This window comes from Vreelandella jeotgali Hwa (assembly GCF_000334215.1).
Classification (GTDB): domain Bacteria; phylum Pseudomonadota; class Gammaproteobacteria; order Pseudomonadales; family Halomonadaceae; genus Vreelandella; species Vreelandella jeotgali.
Map to the genome: position 1 here is coordinate 1 of NZ_AMQY01000020.1, position 17,737 is coordinate 17,737.

19 protein-coding genes and 1 other annotated feature are annotated in these 17,737 nt (G+C 59.5%); of the genes, 7 read left to right on the forward strand and 12 right to left on the reverse strand.

Annotated elements, in window-relative coordinates; genetic code table 11:
* Positions 1-148: 148 nt before the first annotated feature.
* From C793_RS0109615 to C793_RS0109635, 5 genes are all read right to left on the reverse strand, one after another.
* A complete protein-coding gene (locus C793_RS0109615) occupies positions 149-1,147 on the reverse strand; it encodes a c-type cytochrome (protein ID WP_017430733.1) in 999 nt (332 codons plus the stop codon).
* Positions 1,144-1,833: a c-type cytochrome gene (locus C793_RS0109620; protein WP_017430734.1), complete on the reverse strand. Its 690-nt coding sequence runs from the start codon at positions 1,831-1,833 to the stop codon at positions 1,144-1,146. Before C793_RS0109620 ends, C793_RS0109615 begins: the two co-directional genes overlap by 4 nt.
* Before the next feature lie 62 nt (positions 1,834-1,895).
* Positions 1,896-3,278 carry an ATP-binding protein gene (locus C793_RS0109625; protein ID WP_017430735.1) on the reverse strand — a complete coding sequence of 461 codons (1,383 nt, stop codon included), beginning with the start codon at positions 3,276-3,278 and terminating at the stop codon, positions 1,896-1,898.
* An 8-nt stretch (positions 3,279-3,286) separates the two neighbouring features.
* Complete coding sequence (locus tag C793_RS0109630) at positions 3,287-3,988, reverse strand: response regulator (protein ID WP_017430736.1); 702 nt, start codon at positions 3,986-3,988, stop codon at positions 3,287-3,289.
* Positions 3,989-4,065: 77 nt separating this feature from the next.
* Complete coding sequence (locus C793_RS0109635; protein ID WP_017430737.1) at positions 4,066-5,106, reverse strand: OmpA family protein; 1,041 nt, start codon at positions 5,104-5,106, stop codon at positions 4,066-4,068.
* 256 nt (positions 5,107-5,362) lie between these two features.
* On the opposite strand from C793_RS0109635, the gene C793_RS0109640 reads away from it, so the two are divergent.
* The 3 genes from C793_RS0109640 to C793_RS14080 all read left to right on the forward strand — a co-directional run bounded on the left by C793_RS0109640 (position 5,363) and on the right by C793_RS14080 (position 7,815).
* Positions 5,363-6,112: a hypothetical protein gene (locus C793_RS0109640; RefSeq protein ID WP_017430738.1), complete on the forward strand. Its 750-nt coding sequence runs from the start codon at positions 5,363-5,365 to the stop codon at positions 6,110-6,112.
* A 4-nt stretch (positions 6,113-6,116) separates the two neighbouring features.
* Positions 6,117-6,719: a FlgO family outer membrane protein gene (locus C793_RS0109645; RefSeq protein WP_017430739.1), complete on the forward strand. Its 603-nt coding sequence runs from the start codon at positions 6,117-6,119 to the stop codon at positions 6,717-6,719.
* A 445-nt stretch (positions 6,720-7,164) separates the two neighbouring features.
* Positions 7,165-7,815: a helix-turn-helix domain-containing protein gene (locus tag C793_RS14080; protein WP_017430740.1), complete on the forward strand. Its 651-nt coding sequence runs from the start codon at positions 7,165-7,167 to the stop codon at positions 7,813-7,815.
* 323 nt (positions 7,816-8,138) lie between these two features.
* On the opposite strand, the gene rfbC is transcribed toward C793_RS14080, so the two are convergent.
* The 6 genes from rfbC to C793_RS0109680 form a co-directional block, all read right to left on the reverse strand.
* Entirely contained in the window at positions 8,139-8,687 is a 549-nt protein-coding gene (rfbC, locus tag C793_RS0109655; RefSeq protein WP_017430741.1) for a dTDP-4-dehydrorhamnose 3,5-epimerase, read from the reverse strand.
* Entirely contained in the window at positions 8,687-9,574 is an 888-nt protein-coding gene (rfbA, locus tag C793_RS0109660; protein ID WP_017430742.1) for a glucose-1-phosphate thymidylyltransferase RfbA, read from the reverse strand. The genes rfbC and rfbA overlap by 1 nt, the downstream gene beginning before the upstream one ends.
* Before the next feature lie 18 nt (positions 9,575-9,592).
* Complete coding sequence (gene rfbD, locus C793_RS0109665) at positions 9,593-10,510, reverse strand: dTDP-4-dehydrorhamnose reductase (protein ID WP_017430743.1); 918 nt, start codon at positions 10,508-10,510, stop codon at positions 9,593-9,595.
* The gene (gene rfbB / locus C793_RS0109670) at positions 10,510-11,568 is read right to left on the reverse strand and encodes a dTDP-glucose 4,6-dehydratase (RefSeq protein ID WP_017430744.1); all 1,059 of its coding nucleotides are present in this window, start codon (positions 11,566-11,568) and stop codon (positions 10,510-10,512) included. The genes rfbD and rfbB overlap by 1 nt, the downstream gene beginning before the upstream one ends.
* A gap of 73 nt (positions 11,569-11,641) precedes the next feature.
* Positions 11,642-12,646, reverse strand: a complete 1,005-nt coding sequence (locus C793_RS0109675) for an acyltransferase family protein (RefSeq protein WP_017430745.1) — start codon at positions 12,644-12,646, stop codon at positions 11,642-11,644.
* Between the two features lie 84 nt (positions 12,647-12,730).
* Positions 12,731-12,931 (reverse strand): DUF6447 family protein, encoded by a 201-nt coding sequence (locus C793_RS0109680; protein ID WP_017430746.1) that lies wholly within the window; start codon positions 12,929-12,931, stop codon positions 12,731-12,733.
* Between the two features lie 181 nt (positions 12,932-13,112).
* Between C793_RS0109680 and C793_RS0109690 the strand changes: the two genes are divergently transcribed.
* The 4 genes from C793_RS0109690 to C793_RS14875 all read left to right on the forward strand — a co-directional run bounded on the left by C793_RS0109690 (position 13,113) and on the right by C793_RS14875 (position 16,591).
* Positions 13,113-14,338 (forward strand): IS3 family transposase gene (locus tag C793_RS0109690; RefSeq protein ID WP_156805015.1). Its coding sequence is split into 2 segments (ribosomal slippage): positions 13,113-13,398 and positions 13,398-14,338, totalling 1,227 coding nucleotides; the frame shifts between segments, so codons are not numbered across the junction.
* Positions 13,391-13,507: a sequence feature (AL1L pseudoknot), on the forward strand. Its footprint overlaps the gene before it by 117 nt.
* Positions 14,339-14,596: 258 nt before the next feature.
* Complete coding sequence (locus C793_RS14870; protein ID WP_083871919.1) at positions 14,597-14,803, forward strand: transposase; 207 nt, start codon at positions 14,597-14,599, stop codon at positions 14,801-14,803.
* Positions 14,804-14,969: 166 nt separating this feature from the next.
* Positions 14,970-16,293 (forward strand): IS3 family transposase gene (locus C793_RS0109700; RefSeq protein WP_371827779.1). Its coding sequence is split into 2 segments (ribosomal slippage): positions 14,970-15,347 and positions 15,349-16,293, totalling 1,323 coding nucleotides; the frame shifts between segments, so codons are not numbered across the junction.
* A 37-nt stretch (positions 16,294-16,330) separates the two neighbouring features.
* Positions 16,331-16,591 carry a transposase gene (locus C793_RS14875; protein ID WP_371827778.1) on the forward strand — a complete coding sequence of 87 codons (261 nt, stop codon included), beginning with the start codon at positions 16,331-16,333 and terminating at the stop codon, positions 16,589-16,591.
* 13 nt (positions 16,592-16,604) lie between these two features.
* On the opposite strand, the gene C793_RS0109705 is transcribed toward C793_RS14875, so the two are convergent.
* The coding region (locus tag C793_RS0109705) for an acyltransferase family protein (protein WP_217994469.1) at positions 16,605-17,737 on the reverse strand (1,133 nt) is incomplete at its 5' end.

A 17,737-nucleotide genomic window follows, 5' to 3' on the forward strand; every position in this document is an offset into this window, starting at 1 on the left:
CCGCGTTGCGGTGCGCGCTTTTATCACCGCCCGCATTGGACGATGCTTTACGCGCAGATGGGTAAAGCTTCCCACAAGCCCGACCTGAAAAACCCCCGCGACCTTCGGGGTCGCGGGGGTAGGTTGTGGGCATACTTGCAGTGTCGGTTTAGCCGTCGACGGGGTCGGGGTTGTCACCGAAATCCGTATGACTGCCCAGGCGATGGCCGTCGATTTCCTGGCCGTAAAGCCCGTGGTGCTGGTGGAACAGCTCCTGGGTCCTGTCCTGGGAGTCGACCGTGCGACGACGCGGATCCTGCGGGCGCTCGTGGCTGTTGACGAAAGCCGCCACGTCCCAGGCCTGCTGGTCGCTCAGCGAGTACGGCTTGCTCAGCGGCATGTTGGCCTTGATGAAGTTGGCCGCGGTGTTGATGCGGTGCATGCCCGCGCCCCAGTTGTACGCCCCGTCACCCCAGAGCGGCGGGAATACCTGGGTTTCGCCGACCTTCTGGCCCTGGCCGTTGTCGCCGTGGCAGACGGCGCACTGGTTGGCATAAATCTCCGCCCCCTGCTCACGGTCGGGCTCACGATCGGTCTCTTCCACCGTCGGGTAGCTACGCCCGGGGATGGATGTGTTGTTGGGCACATCCGTCGCCAGCCAGTGCATATAGGTTTGAATGGCGACCAGCGGCTCGCTGCCCTTTTCCGGCGGCTTGCCGTTCATGGAGTAGGTAAAGCACCCCTGAATACGGTCGGAGAGCGTGTTGACCATATCGTTTTTACCGCGATAGGCCGGATACACGCCGTAGGCGGCCCACATGGGCGCCGAATTTGCCAGACGCCCGGCATCCACGTGGCAGTTGGCGCAGTTCTGGTCGTTGAAGACGTTTTCGCCGCGCAGCTCCTGGGTGTTCAGGAAGAGGTCACGCCCGCGACGCACCATCCGCGCGTATTCATCATCGCCCAGATCGGACTCGGCCGGCGGCGTAAAGGTCACCTCGCCATCGGGCGGTTCCGGCAACTGCACCTGGTAGTCGCGTTCGACACCGTCGTCCTGTGCCGCGGCGGCGAGCGACAGCCCCAGCGCGGTAACCCCGGCCACGGAGGCTAGTGAAACGGCTGATACAAGACGGTTGGCCTGCGGGAAACGGAGTGTGTTGCGGCTCATTGTGCGTCCTCCTCTTGCCCGTTGCCCCGGGCTTCGATGCGCTCGGGTAGCGTGGCATAGTATTCCGCGATCATGTCGATCTGATCTTCATCCAGGCGATTGGCCACGCCGGCCATCAGCTCGTTGGGGTCGTTGTGACGATCTCCCTTGCGCCAGTGCTCGAGCTGCAGCTTGAGATAGCTTGCATGCTGACCGGCCAGCGGCGGAAACGTGGCCCCTACGCCCTGGGCGTTGGGGCCGTGGCACTGGCTGCAGGCGGGGACAAAGTTCCCGTCTTCCCAGTTGCCGCGCTCCGCCAGCCACTCGGCCTGATCATCCGCGTCGGGCGCATGATAGGCCGTGGGCAGCTCGGGCCAGGGGGCCAGCTGCGCATAGTACGCCGCCACGTCGGCCATTTCCTGGTCGTCGAGCTGGGCCAGAATCGGCCCCATGCTGGCGTTCTTGCGCTCGCCGTTATCCATGTCGTGCAACTGCTTGCGGATATAGGCTTCCGGCAGCCCTGCCAGTCGCGGCCAGGGCTGGGCACCGGCATTCTCCTTGCCCATGCCGTCCTGCTGATGGCAGGCCACACAGATACCCGACACGTCCTTGCCGCGTTCGGGGTCGCCTTCCAGCGCCGTGGCGGTGCTGGCATACATACCGGCACTCACTAGCAGGCCAAGCCCGCTGAGCATCTTCTTGTTCATCACGGTCTCCCTTGCGTTATTGTTTCCCCGCCGCATTAACGCGGTCGGGGCTGATGTGCCGCTTATCCTTCGTCAGGGATTACGGCCGGCACAATGAATTCTACGCCAAGCCCCTGGCCTTCGGGGCTCTCGAATCTCAAACGCCCGCCAAAGCGCTCGGCAATGGCCGCGACAATCGCGAGCCCGAGGCCGCTGCCTTCGGCACTGCCCGCGCGCCAGAAACGCCAGGTCAGCTGCTCCAGCGCCTCGGGGGACAGGCCGTCACCCGCATCGCGCACGCAAAACGCCAGCTCCCGCGTGCACCAGGCATCGGCCGGCGCTCCTCCGGGCTGCGTGCCCGACGCCTCCGGGTGGCCATCGCCCGCCGGCATCAGATGGGCCTCCAGCCAGACCGGGGAATCCGCCGGCCCGTGGCGCAAGGCGTTATCAAGCACGTTGCGCAGTGCGGTCACCGCCAGTTCGTGGGGCACCAGCAACCGCGCCGAGGGCCATTCCCGGAGTAGCTCAATGCGTTCCGGGTAGCCGGTATCCTCGGCGGCACAGGCCGCCACGGCGGCTACTTCGCCGGTTTCGCCGGCATCGGGATGGCGGCTTTCCACCCGCGCCAGCAATAATAGCTGATCCAGGGTGCGGCTCAGCCGCACGATGCCCTGCTCGGCGTGTTGCAGCGCATCGGCCGCGTCGTCGCCCCTGACGCGCCTGGCCACCTGGACGTGAGTCTTGATGGCGGTGAGCGGCGTGCGCAGCTCGTGGGCCACATCGCTGGTAAAACGCTGCTCACGGCTGAAAGCCTGGTTTACCCGCAACAGCAGCCCGTTGAGCGTATCCACCAGCGGGCGGATTTCGGCCGGAAGGCCGCTCTCTTCCACCGGCGTCAGCGTGTCCGGATCGCGGTGCGACAGCGACTCGCGCAGGCGTGACAACGGCGCCAGCCCGCGCCACACCGTTACCCACAGCGCTATCAGACTCCCGAGCAGCGCGACGATGAACGGCACCACGGCGACGCGCAGCACGCCGCGCATCAGGGCGTCGCGCTCGTCGATACGGTCGGCGGTGGTGATCGTCAGCCCGCCGCGCTCATAGGTAAAAACACGCCAGGTAATGCCGTCCGCCTTGCGGTAGGCGTGCCCCGGTTCGTCCGGCGTCAGCACACCCTCAAGGTCGCCGTGGGTGCGCGCCATGATTTCGCCCCGGGGCGAGTGCACCTGGCACGCCAGCCCCTCAATGGCCGGAATCGACAGCGAATGCCGGTCCGCCTGCTGCCACACATCCGGCGGCAGCTGCAGCATCAGCCCGGCCACGGTGCGCGCCGACTGCGCCAGCCGCTGATCCAGGGTTTCCACCAGCTTGTCTTCGAGGTCGCGCATCAGCCAGGCAGCTGCGCTGGCCCATAACAGAGCCAGAGTCAGGCCAAGGGTCAGCAGCAGGCGGGCGCGCAGACTCATGGCCGACCTCAGCGGGATGGGCCGCGCTGGCCGCCGGGCACCGCCACCGCATCGGCGCTGCCCAGGCGATAGCCCAGGCCGCGCACGGTTTCGATCAGGCCATTGCCCAATTTGCGGCGCAGGTGGTGAATATGCACGTTCAGCGCGTTGCTTTCGACGTCATCGTTGAGCCCGTACAGGCTATCGCGCAGCTGGCTGGCCGACAGCACGGTACGCGGGGCATACAGAAAGGCCTCCAGCAGTACCAGCTCGCGGCGTGAAAGCGTCACCGGCTCACCGCCGACGCTCACCTGGCGAGCAGCGGGATCGAGCGCCAGCGCCCCGTGATGAATCACGCCGCTGGCACGCCCCGCCGCGCGGCGCAGCAAGGCGTACAGACGCGCCACCAGCTCATCCAGATCGAACGGTTTGACCAGGTAATCATCGGCGCCGCTTTGCAGGCCATCCACCCGGTCACGTACGGCGTCCCGGGCGGTGAGAATCAGCACCGGCATGGCAATTCCGGCGGCGCGCCACTCTTCCAGCAGCTGCATACCGTCGCCGTCGGGCAGACCGCGATCCAGAATCACCACGTCGCTTTGCACCGACTGCATGGCCTGGCACGCTTCCCGGATACTGGGAACGCTGTCAACGACGAAATCGAAGGTGGCCAGCCCCGCGCGAATGCCCGACGCGACCAGCGCATCATCTTCCACCAGCAGTACATGCATAGCGACTCCTTTGCCCCTGGGCGGCAGCATGCCAAAGGCGTATTAAAACCGTATTAAGCCACCGGCAGCCGGCCCGATCATTCCAGATGGATCACGACTTCAACCCGACGATTTCGCGCCCGGCCTTTCGCCGTATCGTTATCGGCCAGCGGTCGCGTGGCGGCCAGGCCGACGGCACGCAGCCGTTCGGGGTCAACGCCGGCCTCCTCCAGCGCCTGCACAATGGCGATGGCCCGCGCGCTCGACAGCGCCCAGTTGGAAGGATAGGCCTCGGTATTGATGGAGCGACTGTCCGAATGCCCTTCTACCGAGACCTCACCGTCATAACGCTCGATGGTATCCACCAGGCTGGCAGCCACCGCCACGCCCGAGTCGCTCAGGTCGGCCTCGGCACTGTCGAAAAGCAACTTGTTCTGCACGCGCAGATTGATGCCCTCGCTCACTCGGGAGGCTTCCACGCCGTCCAGGTCCGGCAAATAGGGCGCCTCCTGCTGGCGCTGCGGCAGCGCATCCGACAGCGCCCGGGCACTCTCCAGCGCCTCGCTGGACAGCGGCTCGGCGTTGACAGGCGGATGGTCGGTGAGCACCACCAGGTAGTCGGCCACGGGCGCAGACGGATCATCCGCACCGGCGAGCATTACCTCGGGCAGCTGTGGCGCCTTCGGCTCTGATACGTCCGCCGGCAGCAGCGCGGGCAGCAACAGCCCGTCGTGCAGCGGCGGCGGAGGATCGGCCTCCTCGCCCGGGCGCGCCAGTAGCACCGGCGGCGCCGGAATCCGCTTCGGCAGCCCGGCCACGCCCATCGCCACGGTGACGCTGGCCGGCCAGAGCTCGTCCGGGGCACGCAGTGGCTTGCGCCGCCGAGCGTCCAATGCGTCGGGGAGCGGCACGCCCAGTTCCAGCGGCTGTTGATATTCCGGCTCTGCGTCGGGAAGCGATTCGTGCGTCAGCCAGCCGGGATTGGCAGACTCTGCCGCCACGATAATAATCACGAACAGGGCCACCAGCAGCGTCATGATATCGATATAGCTCACCATCCAGGCGCTATCGCTATCGTCTTCCGGCGCCGCCTTCAGCAGCGAATTGTGTTTCGAACCTTCGCGGTGGTCTTCAATCATGGTGTCGGTCGAGCCTGGCGGGACGTAATGAACAGAAATGGTACGGGCGAAAAAGCGGCGCAAGGCCGGGATGTTGATCCAGCGTGAGGGTTATCAAGCATGAATTCTTGCTAACATGGAGAGTGTATCGCTTATTCAAGTTTTCGTGCACGTAGCCGATGAAGACCGGGCATGGCAAACTACTCCCGGCGAGGCCCGTATTCGGCCTGCCCGATCATGCCCTGATGACGCTTTTCTCGCGATAAGGATTCCGCCAGTGCCGACTCTACCACCTTCGCACCACGCCGGCGCACCGGGCCCTGCCCGCCTACACGCTGCCCACCGCCTGCTGGCACCGCTGGCGCTGGCTGCCCTGGTATTACCCCTGGGCGGCTGCTTTTATGCCAATACGGCTCAGGCGCCGATTGCTACCACCTACCCGTACACCGAGCAACAGCGGATGCAGGCCGCCCACCACTGGGACGTCCTCGCCGGTCACGAAGCCAGCGGTATTCTCGGCAGCAATCTGCTGCGCCTGCGCGATATCTATATCAGCGGAGATAGCGACGTTCCCGAGGTGCATACCGGCGGCGAATTCAATCGCGGTTTTGAAGACCTGCTGACCAGCCGACTGGTATCCCGCGGGGCCAGCGTCACCACCGCACCGACGGCCAACAGCGTAACGCTCGAGTTTCATATCGAAGTGGTCAACCATCGGGATCGCGGTTTCGTACGACCACCCGCGGGCGCCTTTACGGCTCTGGCCGGCGGCGTTGCCGTCGCCACCATCCCCATCAACCAGTGGAGCGAACCGGCACTCGGGCTGATTCCCGCCGCCATTGGCGCCGATATTACCAGCGGCAGCTGGACCTATACCGGCAATGAAGAAACCATTATTACCGTGCAGGCCGTCGAAGACGACCGTATTCTCTACTCATCGTCCAACATTTACTATACCAACCGTGGCGACCGCCGGCACTATGAGCCCGAAGTTGTACCTACCGTTTCCGTTTCCGACTCCTGGTAATACCATGCTTCACAAGACTGCCTCACGCCACATTCTGTCACCCAAGCGCCTGATCAGCAGCGTCCTCATTGTAGCCGCTGCCCTGCTATTGAGCGGTTGCGGTACTCTGGGCCCATTTGCTACCGGCAACAATGCGTCGTCTTCCGACAAGCCTGAACCGAACCTGTCAGAGTTGGCACACAAGGCCGCCCGGCAAATGGTCAGCAGCAACTCGGACATGGCCCGCTACCAGCCCATGATTGCCGCCACCTTTGTCAATATCGATGACCTTTCCGAGTCCTCGACATTTGGGCGTATCAGCTCGGAGCTGGTGGCATCAGCTCTGTCGCGTCAGGGCCTCAGGGTAAGCGAAGTCAAGATGCGCGACAGCCTGTTCATCGACAAGCAGGTAGGCGAACTGATCCTCTCGCGCAAGATCAAGCGACTGAGCGAGCGCTATAATAGCCGTTCCATTCTCATGGGCACTTATGCCAGAGGAGAGGATTATGTCTACGTCAGTGCCCGGGTAGTACGCGCCCAGAATGCGCGCGTTCTTGGCACAGCCGACTTCCGCCTGCCGCTGAACAACAACATCCGCGCCCTGCTGGGCGGTCAGGAAGGCTGGTAGAAGGGCCTTGGGTCTCCTGACCTACCTGCTTTCCGACCTACTTAATCCGTTGGCAGCCGTTTTTCCCCTTTCCGTGCCATCGGCCCGCAGGTCGGTGGCACGTCCGCGCTAATACCGCCCCACCGCGTCTGCCTCAACCCTGAACTCGGAAATCATCGTCAAAGGGCAAATCGCCCCCCTTCCTCGAAAAATACCCCCAGACTGTGTGGGGCTTAAATCGCATGCCTCATGCCGACTTGACTCTCCCCGGTAGACCTTGCTCGCGGTTGGCTTTGCTGCGCCTTTGACACAGCTATTCACTGCCACGACCTACACCACAAGGCGCAAACGAAGGGGCCTGGAGACGCTCACCCGAAATTCTGCGAATTTTATACGCTGACTATTGACAGAATACGTTAAGCTTATTAAAGTAGAGTTACAAATTCACGGATCAGGAGAAAGCTCCATGTCCAATCGCACGATTACTGAAAACGATCGCCGTAACGCCGCGCGGCTCAAACGGCTCTACGAAGCGAAAAAGAAGCAGCTGAACATGACCCAGACCAGCCTGGCCGAAGCCCTCGGCATGAAGCAGGGCGCCGTGGCGCAGTATATCAACGGCCACATCGCCTTGAACTACGAGGCCGCCATCCGCTTCGCCCGCCTTCTGGAAGTCGACCCCTGGGACATTGACCCGGAGCTGGACGTGCTCAACCACACGCCGGGCAACACCGCTCGCGATGTCACGATCACCGTATTCTCGCTCGATGGCCCCCAGAAGTTGCCGCTGCACAGCGCCACTATCCGGTACAGTGGAGCGCCGGAACGGCTGATCGGGCTTGAGCCGCAAAGTGGCAACTACCGCCCTTTCCTCAAAAAAGGCGACCTGGCCGTTATCGACCGGTCTCTTGAGCCGGAACCCGGCGATGATGTTTACCTGGAGCTGAAAAGCGGGGAGGTGTTCATCGGTGCGCTGATAGAAGCCGGCGAGCGCGCTGTCCGCTTCACCAGCTACCAGGCGATGGACGATCGGGAAACACCGACGGACGAAATCGAGAACTGCATCCCCATCGTTGATGTCCAGCGGCCGCCGAAGGATCGCAAACGCCGCGATTGAACGACATAACCGCTGTAGAGCTATTGGAACGCCCGCACGGCATTCAGCCGGCGGGCATTTCTAATGCACGCCCACCCCAGTCTTCCTGACCGCCAGCCTGCATCATTGCGCAGGATCGGTAGACAAGCGTACAACGCTGCTTGTCACAACGAAATGCTGCCCAATGCGGCCGGAGCAGTGAATCGGAATGCTCAGAAAGCATCGGCCAGAAATACCTGAGCACATTCAAGCTGACAGCCGTTTCAATACCAAGCCGGCTATAAACAGTAAACTCGTTGTTTTCTATCTCAAACGTGCATTCTCTTAAGCGTATGCCAATGACCTTAATCAAACATTTCGGCATCGGCAAGCGTACCGCCGGCGAGGTCTTTATCCGATAATGCAAGCTCGACGCCGGCATCCGGCCAGGCAATGCTCAGGTCAGGATCGTCAAAGCGGATGCTACGTTCGGATTCGGGGTGATAGTAATCGGTAGTCTTGTAGAGAAAGTCCGCCGTTTCAGAAAGCACCACAAAGCCGTGGCCAAAACCTTCGGGCACCCACAGTTGGCGATTGTTTTCGGCAGAAAGTTCTACGCCCACCCATTGACCGAATCGCCGCGATGAGCGGCGAAGGTCCACAGCTACGTCCCACACCACGCCATGAGTGACACGCACCAGCTTGCCCTGGGGTTGTTCAAGCTGATAGTGAATACCGCGTAATACACCCTGACGCGAGCGCGAATGGTTATCCTGAACAAACTCGCGCTTGCAGCCGGTAGCCTCCTCAAAGGCCCGCTGGTTGAAGCTTTCCATGAAAAAACCTCGGGCATCGCCGAAGACCCTGGGCTCGAGAATTAAGACCTCCGGCAGAGCGGTTTTTTCTGCGTGCATTACATCCCCTCCTTTACCGCTTGCAGGCGGCGCTTGAGATACTGTCCGTAGCCGGTTTTCTTCAGCTGCTCAGCCGCGTTTTCCAGCTCGGCATCGCTCAGCCAACCCTGCAGCCAGGCAATCTCTTCCAGGCAGGCCACTTTCAACCCTTGGCGATGTTCGATGGTCTGCACATACTGGCTGGCCTCCAGCAGACTATCGTGAGTACCAGTATCCAGCCACGCAAAGCCGCGGCCCAGGCGCTCCACGCTAAGATCACCGCGTTCCAGGTAGGCATTGTTAATGCTGGTAATTTCCAGCTCGCCGCGCGCTGACGGCGTGACCGTCCGGGCAATATCAACGACGTCGTTATCGTAAAAATACAGCCCAGTCACCGCATAGGGTGATTTAGCCACTTCGGGCTTTTCCTCGATGCTGACAGCGCGACCGTCGGCATCAAATTCCACCACGCCAAAGCGCTCAGGGTCGTTGACCCGATAGCCAAATACCGTCGCGCCGCTGGACTGATCGGCCGCACGCTTGAGCTGGTCGGAGAAGTGCTGGCCGTGGAAGATATTATCGCCCAGCACCAGGCACACCGGCGAGTCGCCGATAAACTCTTCACCGATCAAAAACGCCTGGGCCAATCCGTCCGGCGTGGGCTGCACGGCGTAATCAAAGCGCACGCCAAAGGCCTCACCGCTGCCCAGCAGGGCCTGGTACTGGGGCAAGTCTTCCGGAGTGGAGATAATCAAAATATCGCGGATTCCCGCCAACATTAGAACCGAAATGGGGTAGTAAATCATCGGCTTGTCATAGATAGGCAACAGCTGCTTGGAAACCCCTCGGGTAATCGGGTGCAGGCGGGTGCCACTGCCACCGGCGAGAATAATGCCTTTGCGCTGCATGGTGGGTCCCTGTGGTTATTAAACAGTAATTTCTTCGAGCGTAAGCGTAAGCGCCTCACGCCAATCCGGCAGCGTCACGCCCAGCGCACTTTCCAGCTTACTGACGTCAAGCCGCGAATTCAGCGGCCGGCGCGCCGGCGTGGGGTAGTCCGCCGTGGCAATCGGAGCCACCGCCTCGGGGGTAATGGCAAGCGGCACGCCCAGCCTTGCGGCTTCCACAAAGGTCGCCCGGGCCACCTCACACCAGCTGGTCTCGCCGCGCGGTGCCAAATGATACACGCCGCTAGCCACGGCCGCACAGCCATTATGCCCCCAAGGCGCCAGCGCCAAAGCGGTTATCTGGGCGATCAGCCGTGCCGGCGTGGGCGTGCCGATCTGGTCGGCCACCACGCTTAGCGCCTCGCGCTCGGCGCCCAGGCGCAGCATGGTGTTCACAAAGTTCTTGCCCGGCGCGCTATACACCCAGCTGGTTCGCAAAATCAGGTGCTCGCTGCCGCCTTGCGCCACGGCTACGTCACCGTCGCGCTTGGTCGCGCCGTAAGTATTCACCGGCGCAGTGACGGCTTCTTCCTGCCAAGAGATATCGCCTTCGCCGCTGTAAACGTAGTCAGATGAATAGTGCACCAGCCACTTGCCATGGCGCGCGCAATACGCCGCCAGCTGCGCCGGAAGCTCGGCGTTGAGCCGGCGGGCAAACTCGGGCTCGTCTTCGGCCTTGTCTACCGCCGTATAGGCCGCGGCGTTAACGATCAAGCCTGGCGTGTGGCATTCAAGCCAGGCATCAACGGCGGCAGCATCGCTCAAGTCCAGCTCTTGGCGGTCAGGCGCTAGCACCTGACCCAGTGGCGCGAGCGAGCGGCGCAGCTCAAAGCCCGCCTGGCCGTTGCCGCCGGTGACCAGAATGGTTTTTTTACCCGCATCTGTCTTATCCGCCATTACAGCACCCCCAGCCGTTGGCCCTGATAGCTGCCGTCCTGCACCCGCTGCCACCACTCGCGGTTATTTAAATACCACTGCACGGTTTTGCGCAGGCCGGTCTCGAAGGTTTCTGCCGGGCACCAGCCCAGCTCGCGTTCGATCTTGCCGGCATCAATGGCGTAGCGCAGGTCGTGGCCCGGGCGGTCGGCTACAAAGGTAATCAGCTCGCGGTACGGAGCATCGCCTGGAGCCTGCTCGTCGAGCAGATCGCACAGAGTGTGCACCACTTCAAGGTTGGTTTTCTCGTTGTGGCCGCCGATGTTGTAGGTCTCGCCGCTGTAGCCCTCAAGGGCTACGCGGACAAGCGCCCGGGCGTGATCTTCCACGTACAGCCAGTCGCGCACTTGCTGGCCGTTGCCGTACACCGGCAGCGGCTTGCCTGCCAGAGCGTTCAGGATCATCAGCGGGATGAGCTTTTCGGGGAAATGATACGGCCCGTAGTTGTTGGAGCAGTTGCTCAGCACCACCGGCAGGCCGAACGTACGCTGCCAGGCGCGCACTAGATGGTCCGAGCTTGCCTTGCTCGCGGAATACGGCGAGCTGGGCGCGTAAGAGGTCTCTTCGGTAAACAGCTCTTCCGGGTCTTTCAGGTCGCCGTAGACCTCATCGGTGGAGACGTGATGAAAGCGGAACCCGGCGGCTTTTTCCGGCGCGCTTTGCTGCAGCGCCTGCCAGTAGGTACGCGCGGCTTCCAGCAGCGTATAGGTGCCCATGATATTGGTGTACATAAACGCCGCCGGGCCGTCGATGGAACGGTCCACGTGAGACTCCGCCGCCAGGTGCATCACCACATCCGGCTGATGTTCGGCCAGCACCCCCGCCATGGCCGCAGCGTCGTTAATATCGGCGTGTTCAAACGCATAGCGTGGGCTAGCAGCCACGCCGGCAAGCGACTCCAGGTTGCCGGCATAGGTCAACGCATCGACATTAACCACCGCGTGCTGAGTGTCGTTAAGCAAGTGGCGTACGACCGCAGAGCCGATAAAACCCGCCCCGCCGGTTACCAGAATTTTCACCTGTCAGGCTCCTTGGGAGTATATACGTTTTCTGTGTTCTATCTGGCCAAGGCGGCGCTGTTACCCTGACGCCTTAACTAGTGCTTTGCTGACGCCGAGCATGCCAACGTGCCAACCGCGGCTTACAAAAACGTTGCAGCGGCGCCTCCACATAGCGCCAGGAAAACCAGGCTAACGCCATGGATAAAACAACAGAGATAATAGCGGCCGGCACCGCTGGTAAAAGCGTCTGGAGCCACAGCGGTGGCAGGCTATGAAACAGATACACGCCAAAGCTAATGATGCCTAGAAAGTTAAGTACCGCAAGCCGCCCCAAAATCAACGGGCTGCGGCTAACGCACCAAAACAGGGCAGAATAGGCTAGCACCATGGCGCCACGATAGGCATAGGTTTCCCCGTAAAACACGGCCTGAACCAGTGTTTCATAAGTCGCCCCACACACTACTATGCCCACCATCAGCATGGCCGCCAGTAGCGTATAGCGATGGCGCATGCCGTTAGGGCTGAAATGCGCCAGATGCCCTAGCCAACCCCCCAGCCAAAACGCATATAAGTGCAAAGGCCAAACCAAGAGCTCTAGGTACCCGTTTCGCCACTGACCCAAGCCCAACGCAACTGCTGCCGCCGACATGATCATAAGCGCCAGAACCTGCCAAGCGCGCGGCACAAAGCGCGGCAAACAGGCCACCAGTGCAAAAAATGTAAAAAAAACCGGCAACGACCAGAAAGGCGGGTTGAGCGCAAAAACAGTCGCTTGGTCAGATGTCGTAAGCAAAAATGCCAAGTGGTGGCTCACCAGGACAGGCCATTCCTCCAGCGGAATCGTGCGTGCAAACAAATACACCAGTATGGCCAATAAATACGCCGGGTAAAGCCGCACCAAGCGTTTCAGCACATAATAGATACCGCGGCTACGCTCCCAGTTCAGCGCATAGTACCCGGCCACGACGAAAAAACAGCCCGTACCGTAACTGTAAAACGAAGCCGAAAAGTATGTGCCGGCATAGTGCGAGGTCATCACCAGCGCTGCCCCGAAGACTTTTATCAAGCTCAAAGCATTGAATAGCGCACGCGTCATGCCGGTTGCTTCCTCTCGGATCTATAGTGCCGCTTGCCAGCACTTGGCTTAGCGACACCAAGACACCTGCCATAGCTAATGTACTCAGTGCTTTTGGGGCAGCTCTTCGCTCAAAGCACGGGCATAGGCTCCGCGTGCCGTCTGTGTAATAGCAAGCTGGCGCCGAAGACGCTCGATTTCTTCATCGGTAACGCGCAGGTTGGCCGCCTGCTGGCGCGCCGTTTCGCTTAGCGCGTCCAGCTTATATTCGGTGCCGTCAATGGTAAGCGTTTGTGATTCCGCCATGTAAGAGCTCCTTGATGCAAAATACGGGCATTTAATCCGCTGATTCCTAAATTTGGGGCCGGCAGCGTTAAAAACAACCCCGTACCCCAACCGGCGCCCAGAAAAACCAGCCACCGGGCAAAAGCAAACCTTGAACCGCCCCGAGAATACCGGAGGCTCCAACTCTTGAGACAATGGAGCCATGAAACAGAGCAACCGTTATTCTCCGGAAGTGCGTGACCGTGCAGTCCGAATGGTATTCGAACACCAGGCCGATTACGCCTCGCAGTGGGCGGCGATCAGCTCGATTGCCGGCAAGATCGGCTGTACTGCCGAGACGCTGCGTCATTGGGTTCGACAAGCCGAGCGCGATCGCGGGCTGCGTGACGGCCAGACCACCGACGAGCGCGAGCGCATCAAGGTGCTTGAGCGCGAGAATCGTGAGTTAAAGCGCGCCAACGAGATCCTGCGCAAGGCCTCGGCGTATTTTGCCCAGGCGGAGCTCGACCGCCGACGCTAATCATGGTGGCCTTTATCGACGATTACCGCGATGTCTACGGTGTCGAGCCGATCTGCCGCGTACTGCCAATCGCGCCGTCGACCTATCGCGCAATTAAGACTCAACAAGCCGATCCCGCCCGGCAGTCGGCACGTGCGAAGCGTGATGCCGCGCTGCGCAAGGCTATCCGCCCGATCTGGGCGGATAATTTTCGGGTCTACGGCGCGCGCAAGGTCTGGCACGCGTTGCTACGAGAGGGTTGGTCCGTGGCGCGTTGCACGGTCGAGCGCCTGATGCGCCGGATGGGTCTGCAAGGCACTGTGCGCGGCCGCACGCCCAAAACGACGGTGTCCAATACGGATCAGCCGAGTCCGGCAGACCACGTCAAACGCGACTTTAGCGCGCCGCAGCCGAATCGTTTGTGGATCTCGGATTTTACGTATGTGGCGACCCGTAGTGGCTTTGTCCATGTCGCCTTCGTGATCGACGCGTTCGCACGGCGCATTATCGGCTGGAAAGTCAGCAGCGCGCCGAACACCACGCTCGTACTCGATGCCCTGGAGCAAGCCATCTGTGATCGCGTGCCCGGTCGCGAGGCCGCGCTGATTCACCACAGTGATCGCGGCGTTCAGTATCTATCGTTTCGGTATTCCAGGCGCCTGAACGATGCCGACATAACGCCCTCTGTTGGGCGCGTCGGCAGCTCCTATGATAACGCCACGGCCGAGACCGTGATTGGCCTGTTCAAGACAGAAGTGACCCGTCAATCCGGACCGTGGCGCAGCGTCAACGACGTCGAGTTCGCTACGCTCGAATGGGTCGACTGGTTCAATTATAGGCGCTTACTTGAACCGATTGGCTATGTGCCACCAGCTGAAGCTGAAAGCATGTATTATCAGCAAAGAACCGAGTCAGCCATCGCGGCGTGACTCAAACCCACGAGCCTCCAGAAAACTCGGGGCGGTTCATACCGTAGGTAGAGATCAGCTCCGTGAGGAGATTTAGGCGCGGCCAGCAGCGGCGAATGCGGCGCGCCTAAATCCTCCGAGAACACCACTAAGCGCTTTTGCCCGCGTGATATATAGTTGGCCAATACCTCAGCGTAGCTTGAGCCGCAAAGCTAGAGAATGTTAACAATTGATGGTGAGCGCTGATCCGGCCCATCATGGAAACCTTTGAGCATAGGTATGGTTCGGTTACTTCCACGTGATGATCAATGGCGTCGAATTGAGCCCCTTCTTCACGGCAAGGCTTCAGACCGTGGGGTGACAGCCAAGGACAACCGGCTATTCGTCGAAGCCTTCCTCTGGATTGCCCGGACAGGCGCTCCCTGGCGCGACCTGCCCGACGCGTTCGGACGTTGGCAGACGGCTTATATGCACTATAACCGCTGAGCCAGGAAAGGCGTATGGCAACAGATTTTCGACACGTTAGCCGATGATCCCGACCTAGAGCAGCTGATGACCGATGGCAGTATTGTCAGAGTTCATCAGCAGGGAGCGGCAAAAAATGAACTGCACCCCGAAAGTTGGACATCATCCAACCTTCGGGGTGTTTTTGATGGCGAAATATGACGAGAGCTTCAAGCTGCGGGTTATTCAGCAGTGTTTACGCGAGGACATCAGCCAGGGGGAAGTGGCTCGCCAGTATGGCGTGGATGTGTCCACCATCCGGCAATGGCTGGCAACCTATCGACAGCATGGCGTGTCGGGCCTGCGCAAGAAGTACAGTCACCACAGTGCGGCCTTCAAGCGGGAGGTGCTTGAGCGAATGTGGCGGGATGGCTTGTCACAACGCCAGGCTGCGGCCCTGTTCGATATCCGTGAGCGCAGCGCTATTGGCAGATGGGAGCGTCAGTACCATAGTGGGGGTCTGACTGCCCTGGAACCTCAGCGCAAAGGACGCCGCCCAATGCGGCTGAAACCATGTACTGGAATGCTCAAAACGCCGTGGCCAAAAATGCTTGACCACTACACTATCTAAAAAAGCTCGATGCCTTGATCCAGGCAGAGCAGGACGTCGCGCGAGGCAAAAAGCGCAAGTCGTCCAGGGATTAAGGCATGAGCACCCCCTCGCCTTGCTGCTGCGAGCGGCCGGTCTCTCGCGCAGCACGTTTTACTATCAACGCAAGGCCCGGAACACCGGTGACAAAGACGCGGCTCTGAAAACGCATATACGCCAAATCTACGACCACCATCGGGGGCGTTACGGTTACCGTCGCATCACCGCGGCCTTGAAACAGGCGGGCGAGACAGTCAACCACAAGACCGTGCAGCGACTGATGAAGAGTCTGGGCCTGAGGTCACTGGTACGCCGAAAACGATACCGACCCTATCAAGGAAGCGTAGGACGAATCGCGCCCAATCTGCTCGATCGTCAGTTCCAAGCACAACGTCCGAACCAGAAGTGGGTCACCGATATCACGGAGTTCAGCGTCAACGGCCAGAAGCTCTATCTATCGCCGGTCATGGATCTCTATAACGGCGAGATCGTGGCCTACCAGACCGGCAAACGCCCCGTGCTCTCCCTGGTGATCGATATGATGCACAAGGCGTTGACTCGGTTGGAGCCAGCGGACAAGCCGCAGCTGCACTCCGATCAAGGCTGGCATTATCAGCATCCGGCTTACCGGCGCTTGCTGAAGGAGCGATCCCTGATTCAAAGTATGTCACGTAAAGGCAACTACCTGGACAATGCAGCGATGGAGAGCTTTTTTGGCACCCTCAAGGCCGAGTACTTTTATCTGAATCGGTTCGAGACGCTTGAGCAACTGCAGCGAGGACTCGACCACTACATCCACTACTATAATCACGAACGCATTAAGTTGACGCTAAAAGGCCTGAGCCCTGTGCAGTACAGGACTCAGGCCTTGGGTGCCAGTTGAATGAACCGCCCAACTTTATGGGATCAGTTCACAAGCGGTGCTGGGTGACAAGGGATATGATTCGATGGCTTTACGAGCCACCATTCAGGCCGTGGGGGCAGAGTCAGTGATTCCTCCCAAAAGGAATCGCCGGGCACGCATCGAAGTCGATTGGCACTGCTATCAGGACCGCAATCTGGTAGAAAAATTCTTTCAGAAAATCAAAAAATTCAGGCGGTTTTCTACACGTTATGAGCGACTGGCAAGAAATTACCAGTCAATACTCTGTCTTGTATCAGCCATTATATGGCTGACCTAATTGTTAACGTTCTCTAGTTCTGGTCACCAGGCTGAACCGAACCGGTATTATATTTCTCTACGGACGTTTTACTCATTAAACCTGAAAGATCACGGCTCAACTTGGAGCCAAATCGCATAGACCGCTTCTCAATCAGGTGCCAAGATGCCCACCCCAGCAATAAGGCAACTATCATCGCTCCCAACTGGTTAAATCTTAGCCCATAATCCACGAAAAAATAAGCGAAAACCTGCTGGGTAGGCCATCCCCACAAATAAACCCCGTAAGATACGTCGACTTTAGGCTTTAATGCAATCACCATTTCTAGCCCGGACAGGTACAAGATACTCAAGAAAAACGCAGCGTAGAAAAAATAATAGTTAAACGCACTGGCATCTAGCATCCAGTAAAGCCCCCAGGCGCCAACACACAGTGATATACTAATAGTAACTCTATCTTTCCACAATGCCAGTAGAGCACCAAAAGCAAAGCACGGCGCCAAAGTAATCACCTCGGCGTTATCTGGCAACCAGGTAAAAAGTATCGTATTGCCCAGCGCGGCATCGACCAGTATCAGCAGAAAGACAAAAGTGGCAGCAGGCCTGACATCCAGAACTCTAAGCAGAAAAAGGCACAAAAGAATGATGTATGCTGCGACTTCATAGGGAATTGACCATAAAGATCCGTTCACCGCACTTCTGGTCATATCCTCAAATACGCCAGGCAAAGCGTAACGTACGCTCATTAGCCCGGTGTGTGTAACATAGTCATGCATTTTCTCATGCATAAAATAAGTGCCTAACGGCAAACTGGTAAACAACGACCCGAGCAACAGAGAACTTACCATCAGCACGACGATAAAAGCAGGCCATATTCGGAACGTCCTAGAAATAACGAACTGAAATACATTTCGCTTCCCCATCAGACTGTTCGTCACCACCAGCCCACTCAAGAAAAAGAAAACCTTAACAGCAAGAGACCCCGAGTAGTCAAAACCCAGCAGACGACCTATAACATCACTTCTTCCAGGATTTGGCAAAATAGCATACGCATGACCATAAATAACCAATAACGCCGCAAGAACTCTGAATATATCCAGATTGTTGTTTTCTTTTTTGAGTAATTCCCGCAATAGCATGCTATTACCTCTTAGGGGGGGGGGGGGGT